The sequence below is a fragment of the Arthrobacter sp. K5 genome (assembly GCF_040448525.1).
GTDB classification, from domain to species: Bacteria; Actinomycetota; Actinomycetes; order Actinomycetales; family Micrococcaceae; genus Arthrobacter; species Arthrobacter globiformis.
Window position 1 is genome coordinate 4148671 of the sequence record NZ_CP159279.1, and the last position, 24383, is coordinate 4173053.

General features: G+C 66.7%; 20 protein-coding genes. 16 read left to right on the top strand and 4 right to left on the bottom strand.

Annotated features, from left to right (window positions below):
- Positions 1-25: 25 nt before the first annotated feature.
- Complete coding sequence (locus ABRP34_RS18935; RefSeq protein WP_353711334.1) at positions 26-1021, bottom strand: gamma-glutamyl-gamma-aminobutyrate hydrolase family protein; 996 nt, start codon at positions 1019-1021, stop codon at positions 26-28.
- A gap of 42 nt (positions 1022-1063) precedes the next feature.
- Between ABRP34_RS18935 and ABRP34_RS18940 the strand changes: the two genes are divergently transcribed.
- The 5 genes from ABRP34_RS18940 (at position 1064) to ABRP34_RS18960 (ending at position 6026) form a co-directional block, all read left to right on the top strand.
- Positions 1064-1531, top strand: coding sequence for a polyketide cyclase / dehydrase and lipid transport (locus ABRP34_RS18940; protein ID WP_353711335.1), 468 nt, complete (start codon positions 1064-1066; stop codon positions 1529-1531).
- An 82-nt stretch (positions 1532-1613) separates the two neighbouring features.
- On the top strand, positions 1614-2321 hold the full coding sequence (locus tag ABRP34_RS18945; protein WP_353713407.1) for a FadR/GntR family transcriptional regulator: 708 nt from the start codon (positions 1614-1616) through the stop codon (positions 2319-2321).
- Positions 2322-2618: 297 nt separating this feature from the next.
- Positions 2619-3986: an MFS transporter gene (locus tag ABRP34_RS18950; RefSeq protein ID WP_003804579.1), complete on the top strand. Its 1368-nt coding sequence runs from the start codon at positions 2619-2621 to the stop codon at positions 3984-3986.
- A 35-nt stretch (positions 3987-4021) separates the two neighbouring features.
- Positions 4022-4798, top strand: a complete 777-nt coding sequence (locus ABRP34_RS18955) for an SDR family NAD(P)-dependent oxidoreductase (protein WP_353711336.1) — start codon at positions 4022-4024, stop codon at positions 4796-4798.
- Between the two features lie 94 nt (positions 4799-4892).
- Positions 4893-6026 carry a Rossmann fold nucleotide-binding protein gene (locus tag ABRP34_RS18960; protein WP_353711337.1) on the top strand — a complete coding sequence of 378 codons (1134 nt, stop codon included), beginning with the start codon at positions 4893-4895 and terminating at the stop codon, positions 6024-6026.
- 55 nt (positions 6027-6081) lie between these two features.
- Here ABRP34_RS18960 and ABRP34_RS18965 read toward each other — a convergent pair whose 3' ends face one another.
- Both ABRP34_RS18965 and ABRP34_RS18970 read right to left on the bottom strand, forming a co-directional pair.
- Entirely contained in the window at positions 6082-7098 is a 1017-nt protein-coding gene (locus ABRP34_RS18965) for a matrixin family metalloprotease (RefSeq protein ID WP_353711338.1), read from the bottom strand.
- Positions 7099-7236: 138 nt separating this feature from the next.
- The gene (locus ABRP34_RS18970; protein WP_353711339.1) at positions 7237-8424 is read right to left on the bottom strand and encodes a VIT1/CCC1 transporter family protein; all 1188 of its coding nucleotides are present in this window, start codon (positions 8422-8424) and stop codon (positions 7237-7239) included.
- Between the two features lie 247 nt (positions 8425-8671).
- Between ABRP34_RS18970 and ABRP34_RS18975 the strand changes: the two genes are divergently transcribed.
- Entirely contained in the window at positions 8672-8908 is a 237-nt protein-coding gene (locus ABRP34_RS18975; RefSeq protein WP_003804569.1) for a hypothetical protein, read from the top strand.
- 196 nt (positions 8909-9104) lie between these two features.
- On the opposite strand, the gene ABRP34_RS18980 is transcribed toward ABRP34_RS18975, so the two are convergent.
- Positions 9105-10628, bottom strand: a complete 1524-nt coding sequence (locus ABRP34_RS18980) for a sodium:solute symporter (protein ID WP_353711340.1) — start codon at positions 10626-10628, stop codon at positions 9105-9107.
- A gap of 291 nt (positions 10629-10919) precedes the next feature.
- On the opposite strand from ABRP34_RS18980, the gene ABRP34_RS18985 reads away from it, so the two are divergent.
- The 10 genes from ABRP34_RS18985 to ABRP34_RS19030 all read left to right on the top strand — a co-directional run bounded on the left by ABRP34_RS18985 (position 10920) and on the right by ABRP34_RS19030 (position 24370).
- Entirely contained in the window at positions 10920-11495 is a 576-nt protein-coding gene (locus tag ABRP34_RS18985; RefSeq protein WP_003804566.1) for a cupin domain-containing protein, read from the top strand.
- Positions 11496-11659: 164 nt separating this feature from the next.
- Complete coding sequence (speB, locus tag ABRP34_RS18990; RefSeq protein ID WP_353711341.1) at positions 11660-12772, top strand: agmatinase; 1113 nt, start codon at positions 11660-11662, stop codon at positions 12770-12772.
- Positions 12773-12882: 110 nt separating this feature from the next.
- A complete protein-coding gene (locus tag ABRP34_RS18995; RefSeq protein ID WP_353713408.1) occupies positions 12883-14505 on the top strand; it encodes a thiamine pyrophosphate-binding protein in 1623 nt (540 codons plus the stop codon).
- 190 nt (positions 14506-14695) lie between these two features.
- Positions 14696-15193, top strand: a complete 498-nt coding sequence (locus ABRP34_RS19000) for a MarR family transcriptional regulator (protein WP_353711342.1) — start codon at positions 14696-14698, stop codon at positions 15191-15193.
- Between the two features lie 61 nt (positions 15194-15254).
- A complete protein-coding gene (locus tag ABRP34_RS19005; protein ID WP_353713409.1) occupies positions 15255-17231 on the top strand; it encodes an MDR family MFS transporter in 1977 nt (658 codons plus the stop codon).
- A 290-nt stretch (positions 17232-17521) separates the two neighbouring features.
- Positions 17522-19255, top strand: coding sequence for an ABC transporter ATP-binding protein (locus ABRP34_RS19010; protein ID WP_353711343.1), 1734 nt, complete (start codon positions 17522-17524; stop codon positions 19253-19255).
- Positions 19252-21321, top strand: a complete 2070-nt coding sequence (locus ABRP34_RS19015) for an ABC transporter ATP-binding protein (protein ID WP_353711344.1) — start codon at positions 19252-19254, stop codon at positions 21319-21321. The genes ABRP34_RS19010 and ABRP34_RS19015 overlap by 4 nt, the downstream gene beginning before the upstream one ends.
- Before the next feature lie 56 nt (positions 21322-21377).
- Positions 21378-21806, top strand: coding sequence for a thioesterase family protein (locus ABRP34_RS19020; RefSeq protein ID WP_043419468.1), 429 nt, complete (start codon positions 21378-21380; stop codon positions 21804-21806).
- A gap of 2 nt (positions 21807-21808) precedes the next feature.
- Positions 21809-22084, top strand: coding sequence for a hypothetical protein (locus tag ABRP34_RS19025; RefSeq protein WP_245531554.1), 276 nt, complete (start codon positions 21809-21811; stop codon positions 22082-22084).
- 54 nt (positions 22085-22138) lie between these two features.
- Complete coding sequence (locus ABRP34_RS19030) at positions 22139-24370, top strand: AAA family ATPase (protein WP_353711345.1); 2232 nt, start codon at positions 22139-22141, stop codon at positions 24368-24370.
- Positions 24371-24383 lie beyond the last annotated feature (13 nt).

Consider the following 24383-nt stretch of genomic DNA (forward strand, 5'->3'; position numbering starts at 1 on the left):
GCGGTCGGTCAGCAAAGCCGGTGAGTCAGGGGGTCCGGCAGGCCTCCACGAACACCCGGAACGGGGCAAGCCGTTGCTCTTCGGTCAGTTCCAGGGCCTCCGGATGCCACTGCACCGACGCGACCCACCGATCGGGGTCCTCCAGCGCCTCCACCGTGCCGTCATCAGCCACGGCGGTCACCAGCAGACCCGGCGCCACGCGGTCCACAGCCTGATGGTGGCCGGAAGCGATCTTGACCTCGACGGGGGCCGCCGGGTCTGGTGCGGCCGCCGCTTCATCACCCGGGGCCTCACCTGCGCCGGCGGACTCCGTCCCGCCGGCGTCCGGATTCTGGACGGCGGCGTACATCTTCGCCACCTTGGATCCCGGGGTGATTGTCACCTCGTGCCAGACCCAGGGCCGGTTGGCCGCTGCCGGGATCTGGCGGTGCGGCACCGTACCCGGCGTCATGTCCTGGACCAACGTCCCGCCGTACAGGACATTGAGCAGCTGGTGCCCGCGGCAGATTCCCAGTACCGGCATGCCGGCATCGAGCGCGCGCCGCGCCACCGCGATGTCCAGCCGGTCCTGCTCCGTGTTGACGTCATAGAGGGAGGGTCCAGGTTCCTCGCCGTAGAGGCGCGGGTCAACGTCACCGCCGCCGGGAAGTACGACGCCGTCCAGCGCCTCGGGCGCGTCCGGCACCTTCCCGCCGTCGGAAGTGCCGTCGTCGGCCGTTCCGCTTTTGGGTGTGCCGCTGCCGGGTACGGCACTGACCGTCGTTCCGCTCGAGGGTGGGCCGGCCAGGCCGCGCTCCAGCGACGCGGGGGTGAGCAGTACCGGCTCCCCGCCGACATCACGGATGAGGCTGACGATGCAGCCGAAGAGGCTGTTGGCCTTTGCCACCCGCGGGTCCGGATCCGCCGAGCTGCTCAGCCGGACGGGAATGCCGATCCGCGGCCGGCGCACATCGCCCGGCACCGCACTCAGGGTCGAGTCCGGTGTCTGCACCGGTCCTGAATTCCGCGTTGAATTCTGCATCCTCAAATTCTGCCCCATATCCGGGCGGTTTAGGCTGGGCCGATGAACAACCGCTATTTGGTGTCCCGGGACCGTTTCATCGCCGCAGCACCGGACCGCATCTTCGAGGTCCTGGCCACTCCCGCGCTGCACAGCGAAATCGACGGTTCAGGCACCGTCAAAGGCGCCCAGCCGAGGGGCCCGCGGCGCCTCGGCCCGGGCGCCAACTTCGGGATGGAAATGAAGATCAGACTGAATTACCGCATCCTCAACACCGTCACGGAGTTCGAGGAGGGCCGCCTGATCGCCTGGCGCCACTTCTACGGGCATGTGTGGCGGTACCTGCTGGAACCGTCCACGGACAGCGGCGGCGTGCCCGGAACGCTCGTGACCGAACAGTGGGATGCCCGCCATGTCCGCGGCAAGTTCCTGCTTCGGCTTGCCGGCTATCTTGGCCGCCACCCGGAGAATATTGACCGGACGCTCGCCAGGCTGGACTCCTACGTTACGGGCGCCCAGGCCACAAGCTGACGCACTTTGTACCGTTTTTACTGCGGCTGGCCCGGTTTCGGTAGTGTTGGCAGCAAGAGGCAAGGCGAAAGTAGGGCAGTCGGTGGGGCGCAGGACACTTGTTGACGACCTCGTTGACGGTCTGCTGGACGACATACTCGGCGGCAGGCTGAAACCGCATGATGCATTGCCGCCGGAAGCCGACATCGCCAAAGCCTATGACGTCAGCAGGCTGACCGCCCGGGAAGCGCTGAAGGCACTCCGGGCGCAGAACATCCTTTACGTCAAAGCAGGCCGCGGGACGTTCGTGAATCCGGCGGACAACTGGACCGGTCTCGACGCCATCATCAAGGCGGCCTCGCACGGCAACGCGGACGACCAAGTTTCCCGTGGACTGATCGAGGTCCGGCGCATGGTGGAAACCGGCGCCGCCGCGCTCGCGGCCAAACGCCACACCCCCGAGCATGCCGAGGAGATGCGGGCGTCCATCGCGGACATGAAGCGGTATCACCAGGCCGGAGACCTTGACGGGTTCGTGGCGGCGGACATCGCCTTCCACGACACCGTGCTGAAGGCTTCCGGCAACCCGTTTGTCCGTGCCCTCCTGGCCCAGCTGGGCCAGTCCCTCTACCGCGCCCGCCGCGAGACGTCGGCCATCGAGGAGATCCAGCGCCACGCCATCGCCTTCCATCAGCGCGTGCTGGAGAGCATCCTCACCGGCGACGCCGAGCTGGCCCGCAAGGCCATGGACGAGCACATGGACCAGACGTTCGAGGACTACGAACGTTACGTCCACGGCCAGCGCTCCTAGGCTCCGACTGTTTCCGGGTCCTGACTTTCTGCTGGGTCCTGACTTTTAGCCGGGCCCTGGCTTGCCCGTAGCTGCGCCGGTTTCTTAGCCCGCGTTTTCTTTTCCTCGCGTCCGCCTTTTTCATCTTGACGTAATGCTCGTCACCCTCCTATGCTTTTGGTCATGTTCTTCCGTCAGATGTCTGACATCAGATAAGTAAGACGTAGTCACTGAAAACCGGACAGAACCCCCACACAGACAAGCAGCGGATTCCCCCCCGCGAAGCCGCAGGGCAGGGAACCGCCAGACAGAAGGTCGATGATGACTTCATTAACCACAAAGTCCTTCGGACTCGGCGAGCTTGGCGACCGCACGCTCCGCAAAGTCCGCCGCCGCGTCATGCCGCTGATCGTTCTCCTCTACTTCGTCGCGTACCTTGACCGCAACAACGTAGGGTTCGCCAAGCTGACCATGAGCGAGGACATCGGCCTGACGGCTGCGGCCTACGGTCTTGGCGCAGGAATCTTCTTCCTGGGCTACGCCCTCCTGGAGGTGCCCAGCAACGCCGGCATGTACAAGTTCGGCGCCCGCAAGTGGCTGGCCCGCATTCTAATCACCTGGGGTCTCTTCGCCACCGCGATGGCCCTGGTGAACGGCGAGACCACGTACTACATCATCCGGTTCCTGCTCGGCGCTGCGGAGGCCGGCTTCTTCCCGGCCATCCTCTTCTACCTGACCCTGTGGTTCCCGGCCGCACAGCGCGTCACCGTGCTGGGCATCTTCATCCTGGCCCAGCCCATCTCCAACGCCCTGGGCGCGCCCGTCTCAGGCCTGCTGCTCCAGATGGACGGCATCCTTGGACTGCAGGGGTGGCAGTGGCTGTACATCATCGAAGGCATCCCCGCCATCCTCCTAGGCGTGCTGACCCCGATCCTCATGACGGACCGCCCGCGGGACGCCAAGTGGCTCGACGCCGACGAGCGCGAATGGCTTGCCACCACCATGGACGCCGAACTGGCAGCCAAGTCCAAGGGCGGCAGCCACAACTTCCTGGCCGGCCTCAAGGACAAGCGCACCATCGTCTACTCGGCCCTGTACTTTGGCCTGGTCTGCGGCATCTACGGCCTGGGCCTCTGGATGCCCACGATCGTTGCTGCCCTCGGCAAGTTCTCCACCGCCCAGGTCGGCTTCATCGTCCTCATTCCGTACGCCATTGCAGCAGTCTTCGTCTACTTCTGGAGCAAGCGTGCCGACAAGACGGGCAAGCGTGCCTGGCACAGTTCGGTCAGCATGGTGCTCGCGGGTGTGGGTCTGCTGTCCGCTGGCTACCTGCTCCAGGTCAACCCCGTCCTGGCCCTGGTGGCCCTCACGGCAGCGGCAATGGGTATCTACGGAGCCATCGCCCCGTTCCTGTCCATGCCGTCCGCAGCGCTGACCGGCGCAGCAGCAGCCTCCGGCCTTGCCATGGTGAACTCGCTGGGTAACCTCGGCGGCTTCGTTGCCCCCTACGCCGTCGGACTGTTCAACGACGCCACGGGCAGCAACCAGAGCGGCCTCCTGTTCCTCTCCTTCTGCCTGTGTGTCACAGCCGTGGCCACCTACCTCTACGCCCGCAAGCGCCCCGAAGGCGACGCTGCCCTGGACCCCGCAGTCAAGGCCGCCGCAGACGCCCCGGCCAGCCACTAAAGACCCATCCGAGAACACCCGAAGGAATACTCGCAATGAGCTCAATCACCCCTTTCCCCGCAGAGCGCACCGTGGTGCTGACCGGCGCTGCGTCCGCCCGCGGCATCGGCCGCGCAGCAGCTGACCGCATGGCCAGCGAAGGCTGGTCCATCGCGATCGTGGACATCAATGCCGAGGACGCGAAGGCCGCCGCCGCGGAGATCGGGTCCAACCGTGCCGTGAAGGCTATCGGTGTCGGCGCCGACGTCTCCGACGAAGCTTCCGTCGACCGGGCGATCAGCGAGATCGAAGCGTCCCTGCCGCCGATCGTGGCACTTGCCAACCTGGCCGGCATCAGCTCCCCGACCCCCTTCATGGAAACCACGGTTGCCGAGTGGGACAAGGTCTTCGCCATCAACATGCGCGGCACGTTCGTTGTTTCCCAGCGGGTGCTCAAGGGCATGATCGAACGCAAGCTCGGCCGCATCGTGAGCATCTCCTCCATCTCCGCCCAGCGCGGCGGCGGCACCTACTCCAAGGTGGCCTACAGCGCCTCCAAGGCCGGCATCATCGGCTTCACCCGGGCCCTGGCCCGTGAAGTGGGCGAGTTCGGCGTGACCGTGAACGCCATCGCCCCGGGTCCGATCGACACCGACATCATGGGCGGGACGCTGACCGAGGAGCGCAAGGCCCAGATGTCCGAGGGCATCATGATGGGGCGCGTCGGTACCCGCGAAGAAGTGGCTGCGCTGATCTCCTTCCTGCTGGGTGCGGACTCGGGCTACATCACGGCCGCTACCTACGACATCAACGGCGGCCTCCAGGTTTCCTAACCCGGTTCCTGAGCCGTTCCTGATTTATCCGAAGTGCCCCGCCGGGATTCCCGGCGGGGCACTTCCGGCAGAACACCGCATTAGGCTGGGCAGCATGAACCCCTCCGGCAGCCTGAACCCCAGCCCGCGCACCCTTGAGGTGGACAGCATCGCCAGGTTCGACCGGCTGGTAAGCGCCGGGGCCCGGGCGATGCACGGCTGGCACGCACAGTCGCTTGACCTTCGCGGCCGGGGTGCCGCCCTGGCAGCCCTGGACGCCGAGGGCGCGGTTTTCCTGGGCTGCACCTTCGACCCGGGCGTGGAGGCGTCACTCCGCAGCCGGGGCGCGCTGATCTTCCCGCGGCTCACCGGCGTTCCCTTCAATCCTTACCGGGCAGGGCTCTACACCCCGCAGGAACTGTACGCAGGCATCGTCGATGGACCGTACGAGAAAACACCCGACGGTTTGGTCTACCAATGGAGCATGCGGCCGGGCCAGCGGCACCGCCTCGACTCCACCCTCGCGGCAGCCCTGCACGATCACGCCGTCGGCGATGCCCTGGAGGAATTCGTCCGTACCCTGAACAGCGGAGGCCGTTCCATCGTCGGGGTCATGGGCGGCCATGCCCTGCAGCGGGGGACCGGCGGCTTTGCCGCCGCCGCCACACTGGGCCGGCTCCTGGCCCGCCACGGCCACCTGGTGGCCACCGGCGGAGGCCCCGGTGCCATGGAGGCCGCGAACCTGGGTGCCTACCTCAGCACGGCCGACGACGACGATTTCCACGGTGTGCTTCGAGAGCTCACAGCCGTCCCCGGCTTCCGCCCCTCGGTGTCCGCGTGGGCACGTGCTGCGGCAGCCGCCGTCGAACGCTTTCCCGGCGGAACCGCGTCCCTCGGCATTCCCACCTGGTTTTACGGCCACGAACCGCCCAACTACTTCGCCACCCACATTGCCAAGTACTTTGCCAACGCGGTCCGCGAGGCCATCCTCCTGGAGGTCTGCAACGGAGGGATCGTGTTCCTGCCGGGTGCGGCGGGTACGGTGCAGGAGATCTTCCAGGATGCCTGCGAGAACTACTACGGTGCCCCGGAGACCATGACCCCCATGGTGCTGGTCGGCAGGGAGCACTGGGAGCAGCGGTTCCCGGCCTGGCCGATGCTGCAAAGCCTCGCCGCGGGGCGGGCCATGGAACAGCGGATCTTCCTGGTGGACAGCGTGGAGGAGGCGCTCGCGGTCCTTGGAGGATGAACGCAGCGGTGGATGAACGCGTCGGCTGAACGCCCCGGCTGAACGCGCCGGGTGCCTACAGGTCAGCGCGGCAGGGTGTCCTGCCGAGCTGGTAGAGGCCGTTCAGGTCGCCGGCCGCGAGGCCGTCGGGGGCGCCGATTTCCGGATACATGAGCTGCACGGGGTCGTTGACGTGCTCGAGCCCCATCACGTGGCCCAGTTCATGGAGGATGACTGCGGTGGCGTAGGCGGTGCCGTCGGGGCGTTCCAGTTCTGTCGCCATTTGCGGGGCATCCAGCTCCAGGCTACCGGTGACATAGCTCTTGGGCCCGGTCCCGTAGCTGTAATACGTGCTGCCGCCGGTGCCGATGACCTTGCCGCCCAGCTTGGGGGTCACGTCCGGCGTGGTCCAGCTGATGAGCAGGGGTGCCCAGCGCTCGCCGTACGTCTCCGGCTGGTAGGGGGCGCGCTGGTCCGAGGGCTGCTCATCTGTGGCGCCGTCGTCAACAAACTGGATGCCGGTGGCCTTGGAGATGGCCTGGATTGCCAGGGGAACCAGGCCTGCTGCCCCCTCCGGCGCAAGGCTGGCATTCACCACGTAATGCAACGGACGGCACGGCGAGTAGCCCACGGGGGCGCCGTCACTGTTCACGGCGAGAAACTTGTACGAGGTGCTGGGCTCCGCAGGTGGCTCCGGGTTGCCCAGGGGAGTGCCTGCCTCCTCGCGCCCCGGCGGCGGTGCGCCCACGGTACCGTCCGGGCCAGCAGACGCACCGGCCTGAGCCCCACCGGACCGTCGGTCCGGCCCGGGTTGCCCCGCCTGCCCGGTCGGATCTTGCCCGGAATGCTGCCCGGCCGGGTCCTGCCCGGAATCACCCTGCCGGGACGCGGACTGGTCACCGGACCCGAGGCGGAAGTTCAGCACGCCCGCAAAGCGCGGGTCCCCGTACGCCATTCCGGCAGCGAGGAAGGCTGCGCAACCAAGGGCAGCGAGTACGATCAGGCGGCGGATAAACCTCGCCGCCGCGGTAGCCGGACCTGAGTGGCGCGGCTGGTGCCGGCGCTGACTGTGACCGGGGTCTTGACCCTCCACTGCACCCCCTTTCACGGCATACCGCTGCCGCGTCCCCTCTGCCGGCGAATCAGGCCAGGCACTCAAGCACCAGGCAAACAGGCCTACTTTACAGTTCAGCTCACCGGCCCATGAAACCTGCCGGGCGATAGCCGCTAATCAGGCGATGACAGCACCAAACGCCATGCCCAGGAGGTACGTGACGCCGGCCGCTCCCAGACCGATGGCGAGCTGCCGCAGTCCGCGGGTCAGCGGTGAGGTGCCGGACAGCAGGCCGACGGTGCCGCCGGTGGCCAGCAGCGCGATGCCCACCAGGACGGCCGCCACGATGAGGGCGCCGATTCCGGTCATGCCGAAAAGGAAGGGAATGATGGGCACGATGGCGCCGGAGGCGAAGAAGCAGAAGCTGGAGAGCGCGGCGCCCCAGGCGGTGCCCACGGCTTCGTGCTCGTCCTCAGTCTCGGGCAGTTCGGGATGGAGCGAGAGACTTGGGTCGCAGTCGCACGTGAAGAGGCCCATGCGCTCGGCCACCCGGTGTTCGGCCGCCTCGCGGGACATGCCGCGGGCCAGGTAGACCAGCAGAAGCTCGTTGTGTTCGATGTCCAGCTGGGGTGCCGCCACCAGCGTCACCTGCGTGGGGCGTGTGGCGTCCAGGAGTTCACGCTGCGAACGGACCGACACGAATTCGCCGGCGCCCATGGAGAACGCTCCGGCCAGGAGTCCGGAAATCCCGCTGAGCAGGACCACGCCGCTGCCAACGCCGGTGGCGGCCATGCCCATGACCAGCGCGAGATTGCTGACCAGTCCGTCGTTAGCGCCGAAGACGGCGGCGCGGAACGTGCCGGCCAGCCGGTTGCGGCCGCGTGTTGCCAGGCCGCGGACCACTTCCTCATGGATCTGCTCGTCGGCCGCCATGGCCGGAGTGGCCGACGGCTCCCTGATGTAGGGGGAGCGGCCCTCGGCCCGCTGCGCCAGCGCCAGCACAAACACGGACCCGAAGTGCCGGGCGAGAAAGCCCAGAAGGCGGCTGCGCAGGGAAGCGTGCCGGGGCTTGCCCGCGTGTTCGCCGAGGAGCTTCAGCCAGTGCGCCTCGTGGCGGCCTTCGGCCTCGGCGAGGGCCAGGAGAATGGCGCGCTCTTCGCCGGAGCGGTTCTGGGCGAGGTCGCGGTAGACGGCGGCCTCTGCCCGCTCGTCGGCCAGGTACTGGCGCCAGCGCTTGATGTCCGCTGCGCTGGGTTCCGGGCGGGGTGCGCCGCCGCCGGCCGCCGCGGCGCCGGCTGCGGAACCGTTGGTTGGGCCGGACGCGTTGCCGGCGGTGTGGGGGTCAGATTTTGCGTGCTGAGACACGGGAACTCCTGGGTAGATGGGACGTGATGCGGCCCCATTGCATCGCCCACTTTACCGCGTAATTCCGGGGTTTTTCGGCCGGTGACCCTTAGTCGAAAGTTTAGGGAAACCTCAATGACTGCGCCCGGACGGGGCCAAGCCGCCGGCCCGCCCAAACGCCCTTGACCGCCTGCACCCGCGGTGATCTGATGAAAATGTGCCCCGCCGCCGGCGGGTACGGAAGTCCAACCACACGGAGGTCTGCCTGATGAACACCAACGGATCGCGCCCCGAGCCGGACACCCGCCACACCATTGAGTCCGATCCCGCCTACGACTTTGCCGAGGACGCGCCGGTGGACGAAGACTGGGATGCGGAGGACGAATTCCTTGATTCCGAGGAAAGGGTGGTTCCCGCCAGCCACGAGGCAGTGGACGGTGACGAAAGGGTGGTTCCGCGGGATGCGGACGACGAGTTCCGTGCGGACGAAGGCTACGAAGATTAAGGCGTCCGTTCCGGCGCGGACGTGCGTTTCGTCCCTGGACCAGTCGCTCCCGCTCTAGCCCGCTCTTCAACACCAGCCCAACTCTTTTAAAACCACGACGGCGGTGCCTCCCCGCGCTGGGAGGCACCGCCGTCGTCGTGCGCTTTTTGCTAAACCTGCCGGCGGCAGGTGGCCGGGCAGGCCAGTGGACTCAAGGTCACCGGGCCGGGGCGGAAACCGGCACTTCCTCGGTTTCCCGGCCGGCCACCCGGCGGTACCAGCGGCCCATGACCGCTGGGTCCGTGGGCTTGGTCAGGAGCGATACTACGACGTAGACCACTGCGGAGGCGATCAGGCCGTAGTAGATCGGCTCGTTCGCAAAGATGCCCTCCAGCGGTTCCTTGGCGTTGATCTCCAGGACGATCATGGTGCCGAGCGTCACCACGGAACCCACGGCCATGGACGCCGCGGCCGCGATGCCGGTGCCGCGCTTCCAGACGAGACCGCCGAGGATGGCCACGAGGAGGCCGCCCACCAGGATGTCGTAGGCGATGGTGAGTGCCGCAACGACGTCCTTGGTGATGATGGCGATCAGGATGGCCACGATGCCCAGCCCGAGAACCCACATGCGGTTGGCCTTGACGTCGTGCTCGGGGTTGTCGGAGTCGTCGGTGTTGATGGTCTTGCCGAACCAGCCGGCGACGAACGGCAGCACATCAGCGCGGGCCACGGTGGCGGCGGCGATCAGGGCGCCGGACGCGGTGGACATCATGGCCGCCACGGCGGCGGCGAGCACCAGGCCGCCGATGCCGATGGGCAGCAGGTTCTGGGCCACCTCGGCGTAGACAACGTCCTTGCCTTCGGTGGCGACGTCGATGTTCGGCAGCGCCACCCTCGCGCCGAGGCCGATCAGTGCGCCGGCCGCGCCGTAGAGGATGCAGTAGATGCCGGCGGTGGCACCTCCCCAGCGGGCAACCCGGGGCGTCTTGGCGGTGAACACGCGCTGCCAGATGTCCTGGCCGATCAGCAGGCCCAGGGTGTAGACGACGAAGTAGGTGATGATCGTCTGGACGCCGATGCCGTCGATCTGGAAGAAGCTGGCGTCCACGCGGCTGCGGATGCCGTCCAGGCCGCCGGCTGCGTTGAGCGTGAAGGGCAGCATGAGGATGAAGATGCCCACGGTCTTGATGACGAACTGGACCTGGTCGGCGAGGGTGATGGACCACATGCCGCCGATGGTCGAGTACACCAGCACGATGGCGCCGCCGATGGCGATGGCGAGCGCGCGGTCCCAGCCGAACAGCACCACGAAGATGGTGGCGTAGGCGCCGGTGGAGGTGGCGCACAGCATCAGGGTGTAGGCGAGCATGATGATGCCGGAGGTCCGCGTGGCCTGGCTGCCGTAGCGCAGGGACAGCATCTGGGAGACGGTGTAGATCTTCAGCTTCTGGATGGTGCCGGCGAAGAGAAGGCTCAGCAGCAGGACGCCGGCACCGATGGCCACCACGAGCCACATGCCGGAGATGCCGAACTTGTAGCCCAAGCCGACGCCGCCAACGGTGGAGGCGCCGCCCAGGACGACGGCGGCCATGGTTCCGGTGTAGAGGAACGGCCCCAGGCGGCGGCCGGCCACGAGGAAGTCGCTGTTGTTCTTGGTGCGGGACTTGCCCCACCAGCCGAAGGCCAGCATGGCGGCCAGGTAGACCACCACGATGGCGATATTGACGAAACTTGCGTCCATGATTTGGGGATCCTTGGAGCTTTGGCAGCTTGGGGGCCTATCCGGGGAACTGGCTGCCCGGAGGGTGCTGCATTAACGGAAAATCGGGGGGAACGCTGGGTTCCTTGCTGACGGCTCCTCGTGGGAGTTGTTTCACAAGCAACACTTGTTGCATGAAAGCGTAGGCTGTGATTCGAGTAACAGTCAAGACGCAAAGCTCCGCGGGGCGGTTTGCCCCGCGTCACAGAAGGGCCGGGCCGATAATATGTCTCCAATGATGGGGCCGGGCGGCCGGCCGTGAAAGGTTCGTAAATGAAGGCACTACCAGTTGAGCCGAGCAATGTTCCGGTTGCCATCGGTTCAAGAATCCGTGCCGCGCGCCAGTCCCAGCGGCTAACCATCGAGCAGGTGGCCGACGCCACCGGATTGACCAAGGGTTTCCTCAGCCGCGTGGAACGGGACCTGACCTCGCCGTCCGTGGCGTCCCTCGTCACCCTGTGCCAGGTTCTGTCGATCTCCATTGGCGACCTGTTCGCCGCTCCGGAGACCCACCTGACCAAGCGGGACGCCGGTCCCCGCATCTCCCTCGGCGGTGAGGGGATCGTGGAGCGGCTGCTGACCGCGCGGTCCGAGCGGCGCGTCCAGATCATCCAGGCCGTCATCGATCCGCGGGGTCGCGGCGAATCGGAACTGTATGCCGTTGACTGCGACGTCGATGTCCTGCATGTGATCAAGGGGACCATCAAGCTCATCCTCACCAACGAGGAATATGAACTAACCACCGGCGACACCGTCACCTTCCCTGGCCGGGAACCCCACACCTGGGTCAATCCGACCGATGAGCCCGTCGAGGTTCTCTGGGTCCTGGTGCCGGCTGCCAGCCGGTAGTGCTCCGCGAAACCGGCCCGGGCCGCCTGTTGGGCGGCCCGGGCTTTTTTCTGCGCTCGCTGGCTATTTCTTGTAAACAGTCGGTGCACATTGGGCAACTTCGAGTGTATGATGGCTGTCACAACCCACCCTCGACAAACCATCCTCGAAGGAGAGGCGTTCCTTTGGAAGAGCTGCGCATCGAGGCCAACGGCAACCTTGGCCCCATCGATTCATCCCGTATTCCCCGCTACGCCGGGGCGGCAACCTATGCCCGCCTGCCGCGCCTGGACCAGGTGGCCAAGTCCGACATCACCGTGGTGGGCGTGCCCTTTGATTCCGGCGTCTCGTACCGCCCCGGTGCCCGCTTCGGCGCCAATCACGTCCGTGAGGCCAGCCGGCTGCTCCGCCCGTACAACCCGGCCTGGGACGTCAGCCCGTTCGAGAACTGCCAGGTGGCCGACGCCGGCGACATGGCCGTGAACCCGTTCAACATCAACGAGGCCATCGAGACGATCCAGCAGAACGCTCTCGACCTGACGGCGGGCGGCAGCAAGCTGCTCACGCTCGGCGGTGACCACACCATCGCGCTGCCGCTCCTGCGCGCAGCAGCCGAACGCGCCGGCGGTCCGATCGCCATGCTGCACTTCGACGCCCACCTGGACACCTGGGACACCTACTTCGGCGCGGAGTACACGCACGGCACGCCGTTCCGCCGCGCCGTGGAGGAGGGCATCCTGGATACGGAGGCCATCAGCCACATCGGGACGCGCGGCCCGCTGTACGGGAAGAAGGACCTCGACGACGACCACCGCTTCGGGTTCGGCATCGTCACCTCCGCGGACGTTTACTACCAGGGCGTCCTTGAGACTGTGGCCAAGGTCCGGGACCGGATCGGTGACCGTCCCCTCTACATCTCTGTGGACATCGACGTTTTGGACCCCGCGCACGCGCCCGGAACCGGCACGCCGGAAGCCGGCGGCATCACCAGCCGAGAGCTGCTGGAGATTATCCGCGGCTTCCGCGGCATGAACCTCGTCGGCGCCGACGTCGTTGAAGTGGCCCCGGCCTACGACCACGCCGAGATCACCGGCGTGGCCGCCAGCCACGTTGCCTACGAACTCGTCACCCTGATGGCGGACAACACCGTCGCGGGCGACCGCTTCGGTGCCGAGACCGGCTACGCCGCCCAGGCGCTGGGCCGGGAAGCCCGCCGTCCGGCAGGGTTCGCGGCAGCCTCGCCGGCACCGGCAGGCAATGGCGCCGTCCATGCCGCTGTGGGGGAGTACTCCAAGTGACCGCCGTCGAGTCCGGCGCGACGTCTGCACCAGCAGAAGCAGACGCCGGTCCCGCAGGGGCGGGCGCCGGGACCGGTGTCCGCAACGGCGGGGACCTCGTCGTCGAGACCCTGGAGGCGCTGGGTGCGAAGACGGTGTTCGGCATCCCCGGCCAGCACGCGCTGGGCCTCTTCGACGCGATGGGCCGGGGCAACCTGAAGTTCGTGTCCTCCCGCGTGGAGAACAACAGTGCCTTCGCCGCCGACGGATACTCGCGGGCCACGGGGGAGGTGGGCGTACTGTTCCTGTCTACCGGGCCGGGTGCGCTGACGTCGCTTGCCGGGCTGCAGGAAGCCTACGCCACGGGGGTGCCCATGGTGGTGGTTGCCAGCCAGATCCCGCTCGAGGGCCTGGGCGCCCGCCGGAAAGGCATGCTGCACCAGCTGGATGACCAGAAGGCGTCGGCCGCGAATGTCACCAAGAGCCAGCGCCTGATCCAGCACGCGTCCGGTATTCCGTCCGCCATCCAGGACGCCTGGACCGAGGCGATTTCCTCGCCGCAGGGCCCGGTCTGGCTCGAGGTCCCGCAGAACGTGCTGCTGGACCCGATCATGGTGCCGCCCGTGGAAGATGCGCTCGCCGAAGCGGCGGACAACCCGCCGCGCGTCGAGCTTGTCCGGGAAGCCGTGAAATGGCTGTCGGCGGCGAAGCGTCCCGCCATCATCGCCGGAGGCGGGACCCGCCGGGGCAGGGCGGAAAAGTCGCTGCTGTCGATAGCGGAAAAGCTCCGGGCTCCTGTCATCTGCACGCCCGGCGGCAACGGGGCTTTCCCGTGGAACCACGAACTGTCGCTGCAGTCGTGGATCGAAGACCGGCACATGACGGACCTCCTCGAGGACGCTGACGTCCTGGTGGTCATCGGCTCGTCACTGGGCGAGGTCACCTCCAATTACTTCACGTTTGAACCGCGCGGCAGGATCATCCAGATCGACGCCGAACCGCGCGTGCTGGAATCCAACCGGCCCGGCCTCGGGATCCGCGCCGACGCCGGCCAGGCACTCGCGGCCCTCGACGCCTCGCTGACGGTGCCCGCCGATACCCGGCCCGACTGGCACGGAACCTCGCCGGAGGACCTTGTGCGGGAGTCGCTGCGCAAGGTGAAGGACCGGCTGGAGTCGCAGGACCTGGCCAAGGAACTGCAGTTCATGGCCGACATCCGGGAGGCCGTGCCGGCGGACATGCAGACGTTCTGGGACATGACCATCTCGGCGTACTGGGGCTGGAGCTGCTGGGACGCCCGTGAAGGGCAGTTCCACTCGGCGCAGGGTGCCGGCGGCCTGGGCTACGGCTTCCCGGCAGCGATCGGCGGGGCCGTGGGCCTGGAGACCGTGGGCAGGTCCGCGGCTTCGGCCCGCGTGCTCGCTGTCTCCGGTGACGGTTCGGCCATGTACTCCATCGCCGAACTCGCCACCGCGAAGCAGCACAACGTGCCCGTCACCTGGCTGATCGTGGACGACGGCGGCTACGGCATCCTGCGCGAATACATGGTGGGCGCGTTCGGCAAGGCCACAGCCACCGAACTCGCCCGGCCGGACTTCGTGAAGCTGGCCGAGTCGTTCGGTGTTCCCGCCACCCGGGTGGCCCCGGAAAACGTGGGGGACGCGCTCAAGGCGGGCTTTGCCGCGGACGGCCCGAACGTCGTCGTCGTCGAAACGCTGCTCAAAATGTTCGCCCCGACCCACCTGGACAGCTAAGCGCGAACGCACAGTTAAGCCCCATCCTTCCAGCGCGAACGCACACTTGAGGCCCCGTTTCCATCCGGAATTGGGGCCTCAAGTCTTCGTTCGCGCTGTTGCCATTTAACCGAACCCGAATGCTTAGTTTCCTAAAGCAACCTTTTATTGCTATAGTTGCCTAAGGCAAGCAATAAGGGGTTTTTCCATCATGGCAGTTGAGCCAAACACGGCAGCTGAACTCGTGCGGCAGATCTTCGACCTCCAGCGCGTCGTGCGGTGCGTGGCCGTCTCCAACTCGCGCGGCCTTGAGGCGGGAGTTGCGCTGCAGGGCGTCCTGCGCTTCGTGGGGGAGAGGGAATCCCGCGCCACGCACCTGGCCGCGCGGCTGGGCGTCAGCGCGCCCGTCCTCAGCCGGCACATTGCAGAGCTTGAGGAACTCGGCCTGGTCCACCGCAGACCCGATCCCGACGACGGCCGCGCGCAACTGGTGGCACTCACCGACGCCGGCCGCGCGAAGCTCATCGAGATCGAGGAGCACCGCGTGGCCACGCTGCAGGAATTCCTGCAGGGCTGGAGCCAGCAGGACGCCGAGGAGACGGCGAAAGTACTCTCCAAACTTGCGGAATCCCTTCGGGAATCCGCCCGGGCAACGACGGCCGGCACCATCACCGCCACTACCCAACGCAAGGAGCAGTTCATTGGCTAGCCATGCTGCCGTCCCCGTGACGGCCACGTCACGCCCTTCGGCCCACCAGGCCCAGGCTCCCATGACACACCGGCAGATCATGGAGGCCCTGACCGGGCTCCTGGCTGCCTTCTTCACCGCGATCCTCAGCAGCACCATCGTGGCCAACGCCCTGCCCACCATCATGTCCGAGCTCAAGGGCACGCAGACGGACTTCGCGTGGGTCATCACCGCAGCACTGCTGGCCAACGCGGCCACCACCCCGATCTGGGGCAAGCTCGCTGACCTGTTCGACAAGAAGGTCCTGGTCCAGCTGAGCATCGTGATCTTCGTGGCCGGATCGGTAATGGCCGGCCTGTCCCAGACCATCCCGCTGCTGCTGACGGCCCGCGTTGTCCAGGGCATCGCCATGGGCGGCCTGACTGCCCTGGCCCAGGCGATCATCGGCTCCATGATCCCGCCGCGCGACCGCGGAAAGTACTCCGGCTACATGGGCGCGGTCATGGCCGTCGGCACGGCCGGCGGGCCGCTGCTTGGCGGTTTCATCGTGGACAGCCCGCTGGGCTGGCGCTGGACGTTCTTCGTCTGCGTGCCGCTCGCCGTCGTCGCCCTCATCCTGCTGCAGATCACCCTCAAGATCCAGCACGTCAAGCGTCCTGCAAAGATCGACTGGCTCGGCTCCATCCTCCTCACCACCGGCGTCAGCCTCCTCCTCATCTGGGTGTCGTTCGCCGGCAACCCCGACTACTATGACTGGTGGTCCTGGCAGTCGGCACTCATGGTGGGCGGCGGCGTCGTGCTGCTGGCGCTGCTCGTCGTGGTGGAATCCAAGGTTTCGCAGCCCATCATTCCGCTGAAGATCATCTCTGAGCGCACCACCGCCCTTGCCATCTGGGCCTCCGTCGCCGTGGGCGTGGCGATGTTCGGGTCCTCGACCTTCCTGGGCCAGTATTTCCAGGTGGCACGCGGGGCGACCCCCACCGAGGCGGGCCTTTTGACCCTGCCCATGATCGCCGGCAACCTGGTCGGCTCCGTGTTTTCCGGCCAGCTGATCAGCCGCACCGGCAAGTGGAAGCGCTACCTGATCGCCGGGTCGGTCCTGCTGATCGGCGGGCTGGGCCTCGCCGGCACCATGGACCACACGACGGAACTGTGGCAGTCCGGCGTCTTCACGGCGATCCTGGGCCTCGGGCTCGGCATGCTTATGCAGAACCTCGTCCTGGCCGTGCAGAACACTGTCAGCGCCAGCGACATCGGCACGGCCAGTGCTTCTGTGGCGTTCTTCCGCTCCGTGGGCGGCGCCATCGGCGTGTCCGTGCTGGGAGCGGTCATGAGCAACCGGGTCAAGGAACTGGCCACCCAGGGGCTGGCCGACGCCGGCATCCAGGCAGGCTCCGGCGCGTCCGGTGCCAGCCTGGACCTGGCCGATATGCCCGCCCCGGTCCGGGACATCATGCGGGCGGCCTACGGCGATGCCACCGCAGAGATCTTCCTGATTGCCGGCGCCATCGCGGTTGTTGCCCTCATCGCCGTGCTCCTGATCAAGGAACAGCCGCTGCGCCGGACCGTTGATATCCGGCCGGATGCTGCTCCCGACTCCGCACCTGCCTCCGGACTGCCCGCCGCTGAGCCTACAAACGGCGGTGAGTATTCCGACGACGACCTCGAGCGTGAGTTCGCCGAAGTGCTGACCCGCCAACTGGCCGACGACGCGAAGGGCGCCTACCTCGGCAGGCAGCGGCCGGCGGAACCCGTCCTGCCGATGAACGAACCGCCGGCGCGGGCCCGGACCATGCTGGCTGAGATGCACAACAAGCCCGCTGACCTGGTGCCGATCATCCAGGAAACGCAGGGGCTACTCGCGGAACAGCAGCTTCAGCTGGCCACGGCACTGAACGCCGTCGCCCGGCAGGCCGAGCAGCAGCGGATCATCGCGCAGGAGCAGGCCCGGGTGAGCGCGGAACTGAAGGCACTGAGCCGGCAGCTGGCCAAGGAACGGAAGCTCCAGAGCGCCGCCGCACACTACATCGCCTCGCACGGCAAGCACCGCGGCGAATAGCCGTACCGCGACTGGAGTTTTTGCACAGATAATGGCCGCAAAACCCCCGGCCAGAGGCCAGTATCTGTACAAAAACTCCAGTTGAGCGGGGAGCGTGTACGACGCCGGCGATTGGCTTGGGGCTTAAATGTCCGTTCGCGCTCGGGCTTGGGTGGGCCGGCGTCGTCCGTTGGGATGATCTTCGCCCGCGACGTTTCGCATGGGCAACAGATTTCGTAGAGTTGGATGGCTTGGGCTGTCAGACCCGTCTTCTCTTAACTCATTCGCGCTCTCCCGAAGGATCCGTGAGCATGCTCGTCACCCTTATACGGCGTTACTCCAGACCGTACTTGCCGTACATCCTGGCTGTCATCGCCTTCCAGCTGGCATCCACCATTGCGGCGCTCTACCTGCCCAGCCTCAACGCCCAGATCATTGACGAGGGCGTCTCCCGCGGCGACACCGACTTCATCTGGCGCACGGGGGCCGTCATGCTCCTCGTGGCCTTCCTCCAGGTGGGCACCGCCATTGCCGGCGTCTACTTCGGATCGAAGACTGCCATGGCGGTGGGCCGCGACCTCCGCCGCGGCGTTTTCCGCAAGGTGACCAGCTTCTCGGCCAAGGACGTCAACGCGTTCGGTGCGCCCACCTTGATCACCCGCGGCACGAACGACGTCCAGCAGGTCCAGATGCTGGTGCTGATGGGCCTGAACTTCATGGTGTCCACGCCGATCATGTGCATCGGCGGCATCATCATGGCCCTGCGCGAGGACATCAGCCTGTCCTGGCTGGTCTGGGTCTCGGTCCCCATCCTCATCGTGGTGGTCGGATACATCGTGGTGCGCCTCATGCCGCTGTTCCGCTCCATGCAGACGAAGATCGACCGCATCAACGAGGTCCTGCGCGAGCAGATCATCGGCATCCGGGTGGTCCGCGCCTTTGTGCGGGAACCGTACGAAACGGAGCGCTTCGGCCAGGCCAACAAGGAACTGACGGACGTGTCGCTGAAGATCGGCGCGCTGTTCGTCCTGATGTTTCCTGCCATCGGCATGATCCTGCACCTGTCCACCGCCGCCGTGCTCTGGTTCGGCGGCCAGCGGGTGGACTCCGGCGATATGCAGGTGGGCTCCCTGACGGCGTTCCTGCAGTACCTGCTCCAGATCCTCATCGCGGTGATGATGGGCACCTTCATGGCCATGATGATTCCGCGCGCGTCCGTCTGCGCGGACCGCATCGGCGAGGTGCTCGACGTCGAACCGTCCATCCATGACCCCGAGCGGCCGGTCACCCCGGGACAGCTGGAGGGCGTCGTGGAGTACCGCAACGTCACGTTCGCCTACCCCGGAGCCGAAGCCCCGGTCCTGAGCAACATCAGCTTCACCGCCAGGCCGGGGGAGACCGTGGCCATCATCGGCTCCACCGGTGCCGGCAAGACGTCCCTGCTGTCGCTGCTGCCGCGCCTCTACGACGTGGCCGACGGCGAAGTGCTCCTCGACGGCGTTCCCGTCAGCCAACTGGACCGGGCGGAAATCACCAGGCGCATTGCCCTGGTTCCGCAGCGGCCCTACCTGTTCTCCGGAACCATTGAGCACAACCTCCGCTTCGGAAAGCCGGAGGCTACCGACGACGAACTCTGGGACGCGCTGCATGTGGCCCAGGGTGACGGTTTCGTGAAGGACAAGAAAAACGGGCTCGCGTCCCGCATCGCCCAGGGCGGCACCAACGTCTCCGGCGGCCAGCGCCAGCGGCTGTGCATCGCCCGCGCCCTGGTCACCAGGCCCAAGGTCTACCTGTTCGACGACTCCTTCTCGGCGCTGGACGTCGCCACCGACGCCCGGCTGCGTGCGGCGCTCAAACGCACCACCTCAGACGCCACCGTCATCATCGTCGCGCAGCGCATCTCCACCATCACGGAAGCGGACCAGATCCTGGTGCTGGACAACGGCAGGATCGTGGACCGCGGAACGCATGAGGAGCTCCTCGAAACGTCGCCCACCTACCAGGAAATTGTTGAGTCCCAGCTGAGCGTGGAGGAAGTGGCATGAGCGCCGACAAGAAAGGCACCAGCCAGAACCCCGCTGAGAGCTCCGTGCGTGCTCAGGCAGCAAACGAAGCCGCCGTCCTCGAGGACGACGACTTCGTCGAGGAGGAATACAAGCCGGGCGAGGCCGACGGCGGCATGTTCGGTGCGATGCCCGCCAAGAAGGCCCAGCATTTCTGGCCGTCCGCCAAGCGGCTCATGGGCCTGCTGAAACCGGAAGCCGCCGGCATCTACGTCGTCGTCGGCATGGTGATCGTCTCCGTGGTCCTCAACGTCATTGCGCCCAAGGTGCTGGGCCAGGCCATGGACGTCATCTTCGGCGGCGTGGTGGGCAAACAGTTGCCCTCCGGCGTCAGCAAAGACCAATTCGTCGAGGGGTTGCGGGCCCAGGGCCAGAACAACTTCGCGGACATGGTCTCCCGGATGGAGCTGGTGCCCGGAACCGGCATCGACTTCCAGAAGCTGACCGTCCTGATTTCGGCCGTGCTGCTGATGTACTTCGTGGCCAACATCTTCCTGTGGCTCCAGGGCTACGTCCTCAACAGGATCGTCATGAAGGTGATCCGCCAGCTCCGCGACGACACCGAAAAGAAGCTCAACCGGCTTCCGCTGAACTACTTCGACACCCGCCAGCGCGGCGACGTGCTCTCCCGGGTGACGAACGACGTCGACAACGTCCAGCAGGCGCTGCAGCAGGCCTTCGCCCAGCTGATCAGCTCGGTGCTCACGGTCCTCGGCATTGTCATCATGATGTTCATCGTCTCGTGGCAGCTGGCCCTGATCGCCCTGATCGCCCTGCCGTTGTCCGGCGTGGCCGCCGGCATGATCGGCGCACGCAGCCAGAAGCTGTTCGCAGCGCAGTGGAAGAACACCGGTGAGCTGAACGGCCAGATCGAGGAGTCCTTCTCCGGGCATGACCTGGTGCGGGTTTTCGGCCGCGACGCCGACATGCTGGAACGCTTCGAGGAACGCAACGAGGCCCTGTACAAGGCCAGCTTCGGCGCGCAGTTCGTGTCCGGCATCATCTTCCCCGTGATGCAGTTCGTCTCCTACCTCAGCTACGTCGGCATCGCGGTGGTGGGCGGCCTCCGGGTAGCCTCGGGCAGCATGAGCCTGGGCGACGCCACCGCATTCATCCAGTACTCGCGCGAGTTCACCCAGCCTCTGGGCCAGATGGCAGGCATGGCCAACATGCTGCAGTCCGGCGTGGCATCCGCCGAGCGCGTGTTCGAGTTCCTGGACGCGGATGAGCAGGACGCAGAGACCGCCACGCAGCACCTGCCCGCCAAGACCGACGGCCACGTGGAGTTCCAGGACGTCACGTTCAGCTACACACCGGACAAGCCGCTGATCGAAAACCTGTCCTTCACCGCGGAGCCGGGGCACACCGTGGCCATCGTCGGACCCACCGGCGCGGGCAAGACCACGCTGGTGAACCTGGTCATGCGCTTCTACGAGCTCAACTCCGGTTCCATCACGCTCGACGGCGTGGACGTCACCCAGCTGAGCCGGGCCGAGCTGCGCTCCAAGGTGGGCATGGTGCTGCAGGACGCCTGGCTCTTCGGCGGCACCATCTACGACAACATCCGGTACGGCAAGCTGGACGCCACCGAAGACCAGGTGATGGCGGCGGCCAAGGCCACGTTCGTGGACCGCTTCGTCCGGGCGCTGCCCGACGGGTACGACACCGTCATCGACGAAGAGGGCAACAACGTCAGCGCCGGTGAAAAGCAGCTCATCACCATCGCCCGCGCCTTCGTGGCCAACCCGTCGCTGCTCATCCTGGACGAGGCCACCAGCTCGGTGGACACCCGCACCGAACTCCTGGTGCAGAAGGCCATGGCTGCGCTGCGCACGGACAGGACCAGCTTCGTCATCGCGCACCGCCTGTCGACGATCCGCGACGCCGACACCATCCTGGTCATGGAGAACGGCAAGATCGTGGAGCAGGGCAACCACCAGACCCTCCTTGCCGCAGAAGGCGCCTACTACCGGCTGTACATGTCGCAGTTCGCCGGCGCGGATGCGGAGGAAACGCCCGTGGACGATTCGACGGCGGTGCACAGCTGACCGGCGCGAACCCCGGAGGCCAGCCCGCCCCCCGGCGCATTGAGGTACTCGTGCCCATGCGCTGGGGGGACATGGACGCCTACGGGCACATCAACAACGTGGAGATCGTCCGCATGCTGGAGGAGGCGCGCATCGCCGCCTTCGGCCCGCCCGCCGGTGCCGGGCTCCCCGGGATCGACCCCCACGTGTCGCTGTTCAACGACGTTCCCCAAGGGACGATGGCGCTGGTGGTGGACCACCGCATCCGGTATGTGAAGACCCTCGAATACCGCAACGTTCCGGCGGCCGTCCAGGTGTGGGTCGGCGCCGTCAAGGGTGCGAGCTTCGACATTCACTACCTTGTGCAGGACCCCGTAACTGGCGACGATTGTGTGAAGGCCTCAAGCCATTTGGCCTTCGTCGATGAAGCCACCGGAAGGGTACTGCGGCTGACTCCGGAGCAGAAGCAGCTGCTGGAGCCCTTCCAAGAGCGCAAGGAGCATTGACCGTGGGAACCAGGAACCTGAAAACGAAAAAAGCGGACTGGAAGAAAAACAAGTCCTGGAAGGAACTTCCGCCCGCTGCCCGGATCGGCACCATCGTGATCGGAGCCGCGCAGCTCGCTTTCCTCACCGCGGCCCAGCGGGACCTTTCGCGCCGCCCCGCCGAGCAGATCCGCGGCTCCAAGATGTTCTGGCGGCTGGCCACCCTGGTCAACTTCATCGGCCCGGGCTGCTATTTTGCCTTCGGCCGGAAGGGGCTGCCAGCTGTTACCCGGAGGTAGCTTTCGGGCCGGCCATGGTGCTGGCGTTCAGGTTAACCCTGTAAATTTGAACGCATGACCCCCGCCCCAAAGCCTGCCATGCCCCGCGCCCTCGGAATCTCCAAGGAGATCGAGGACGCGGCGTGGTTCGTGCTCGGCGCCGGGCTGCAGGGCAGACCGTCGGCGCTGGACGGCCGCACGCAGACATGGACGGCGGAGGCCGCGGCGGAACTGCTGGAACGGCTTGACCGGGGAGTCGCGGACGTCAAGGCGCCCATGATGACCAACCTGCGGCACAACCTGGCGGACGCGTCCCCTTCGGCGAAACAACTGGCCGTGGAGCTCCTCTTCCTGCAGTCCCTGCCGCTGGCGCACGAGGTGAAGTCGCTCAAGGTCAAGCGCGCCCGCGTCGCCGAGGCGGCGTCCTGGCTGGAGCCGCCGCTGGAGCTCCCGGAGGAGCTGTACCAGGGCATGACCGACCATGGCGTCATCCGCGACCGGACCGCCGAGTTCAACTGGACCATCTGGGACCACCTGAAATGGCTCTGCCGGTTCGTTCAGCATGTCGACCGGCAGTCCACGGCGGAAATCGGCAAGGCACTGAAGGATCCGCTGGCTTTCCACCTGCTCGCGGCGGGAACGCCCGATGACCAGCCGGCCATCCGCCGCAGCATCGAATACCTTGCCTGGCCCAGCTACTTCGAGCCTGTGGTGGCGGACATCGAACGGCAGGAGATCAGGGACGCCTTCGCCTCCCTGGTTGGCGGGGCGAAGGGGGACAGCGAGGTTGAAATCACCGCTGACATCCGCCGCATCCGCCTGCACCTCGATGAGCAGGCCGGCCAGCGCATCGACTGGTACGCCCGGCAGCTGGTGAGCCAGTGGCGGAAGGTCGGGGACCCGGGCCGCCGTGCCTGGCTGCTGCGCACCCACCGCGATAACGCCGAACTCCTGGCAGCCTGGCAGGCAGAGGAGAAGGTGACGCTCGACGTCGAACACCTCCGCCTGCTCGACGCCGGCGTTACCGCCGGGCTGGTCCAGCACGCCGTCGATGAGGACTACAAGCACCTCGGCTACGTGGAGCGGGAGGACACCAAGACCGCCGTCTTCGCCTTCCTGACCGTCATGAAGCCGGGGGACCTCGCGCTGTACCAGAACGCCGGAGCCGTTCGGATCGGCGTCGTGCTGGGCGAGCCCGACCACAACGGAGACAGCCGGCGGATGCGCCGCAAGGTGCGCTGGTTCGACGAGGCCCACGCCGTGACCGACCTGCCGCGGCACATCCAGCGCCAGCTGGCCACCCCGGGCATCGTCGTCGACGTCACACGGGTGGTGCAGGCGCTGCAGGCGCTGCTGCCCGCCGAGGCGGAGACCGAACCCGACGCCGACACGTCGCCGTCCACCGTCGCCCTGCCCGTGCTGGGCGGCTTCCGCCCGGTGACGCAGGAGTTCGCGGATTCCCTCCACATGGAGGTGGAGCCGCTGCAGGAGATCGCCGACTTGCTCGAAGAGAACCGGCAGCTGGTGCTGTACGGCCCGCCGGGAACCGGCAAGACCTACCTCGCCAAGCACCTCGCGGCGGAACTTGCGCAGGACAGCACCGACGAGCGGGTGAAGCTCGTCCAGTTCCACCCGTCCTATGCCTACGAGGACTTCTTCGAGGGGTACCGGCCGGACAAGACGGACGAGGGGCAGGTCTCCTTCAAGCTCGTCGCCGGGCCGCTGCGCCGGCTGGCGGAGGAGGCAGCGAAACCGGGCAACGAGTCCAAGCCGTACTTCCTGATCATCGACGAGATGAACCGCGCCAACCTCGCCAAGGTGTTCGGTGAGCTGTATTTCCTGCTGGAATACCGCGATGACCGGATCTACCTTCAGTACAGCCCCAACGAGCCGTTTACGCTCCCGGACAACCTGTACATCATCGGCACCATGAACACCGCGGACCGATCCATCGCGATGATGGACGCCGCCATCCGCCGCCGTTTCGCGTTCATCGAGCTGCACCCCCAGACCGAGCCGGTGAGGGGGTCGCTGCTGAGATTCCTGGAGGCGCGGCGCTTGGACACCACGCCCGCGTTGTTGCTGGATGCGCTCAACCAGGCCATCGACGAGTGGGACCGCGACCTCATGATCGGGCCGTCCTACTTCATGAAGAAGGCCGCCCAGACCCCCGCCGGCCTGCGCCGGATCTGGAAGTACGAGCTCATGCCGCTGCTGGAAGAGCACTACCACGGGCAGCTGAACCGGGCCCAGCTGGAAGAACGCTTCGGGCTGGACCAGCTGCTGGGACGCCTTGCGGCTCGCTAGCCCCGCGGGCTCG

Excerpts from the sequence above, each read along its gene's own strand:
- ABRP34_RS18935 (WP_353711334.1), bottom strand. The coding sequence starts at position 1,021 with ATGCAGAATTCAACGCGGAATTCAGGACCGGTGCAGACACCGGACTCG.
- ABRP34_RS18940 (WP_353711335.1), top strand. The coding sequence starts at position 1,064 with ATGAACAACCGCTATTTGGTGTCCCGGGACCGTTTCATCGCCGCAGCA.
- ABRP34_RS18950 (WP_003804579.1), top strand. The coding sequence starts at position 2,619 with ATGATGACTTCATTAACCACAAAGTCCTTCGGACTCGGCGAGCTTGGC.
- ABRP34_RS18955 (WP_353711336.1), top strand. The coding sequence starts at position 4,022 with ATGAGCTCAATCACCCCTTTCCCCGCAGAGCGCACCGTGGTGCTGACC.
- ABRP34_RS18960 (WP_353711337.1), top strand. The coding sequence starts at position 4,893 with ATGAACCCCTCCGGCAGCCTGAACCCCAGCCCGCGCACCCTTGAGGTG.
- ABRP34_RS18975 (WP_003804569.1), top strand. The coding sequence starts at position 8,672 with ATGAACACCAACGGATCGCGCCCCGAGCCGGACACCCGCCACACCATT.
- ABRP34_RS18980 (WP_353711340.1), bottom strand. The coding sequence starts at position 10,628 with ATGGACGCAAGTTTCGTCAATATCGCCATCGTGGTGGTCTACCTGGCC.
- ABRP34_RS18985 (WP_003804566.1), top strand. The coding sequence starts at position 10,920 with ATGAAGGCACTACCAGTTGAGCCGAGCAATGTTCCGGTTGCCATCGGT.
- ABRP34_RS19000 (WP_353711342.1), top strand. The coding sequence starts at position 14,696 with ATGGCAGTTGAGCCAAACACGGCAGCTGAACTCGTGCGGCAGATCTTC.
- ABRP34_RS19005 (WP_353713409.1), top strand. The coding sequence starts at position 15,255 with ATGACACACCGGCAGATCATGGAGGCCCTGACCGGGCTCCTGGCTGCC.
- ABRP34_RS19010 (WP_353711343.1), top strand. The coding sequence starts at position 17,522 with ATGCTCGTCACCCTTATACGGCGTTACTCCAGACCGTACTTGCCGTAC.
- ABRP34_RS19015 (WP_353711344.1), top strand. The coding sequence starts at position 19,252 with ATGAGCGCCGACAAGAAAGGCACCAGCCAGAACCCCGCTGAGAGCTCC.
- ABRP34_RS19020 (WP_043419468.1), top strand. The coding sequence starts at position 21,378 with ATGCGCTGGGGGGACATGGACGCCTACGGGCACATCAACAACGTGGAG.
- ABRP34_RS19030 (WP_353711345.1), top strand. The coding sequence starts at position 22,139 with ATGACCCCCGCCCCAAAGCCTGCCATGCCCCGCGCCCTCGGAATCTCC.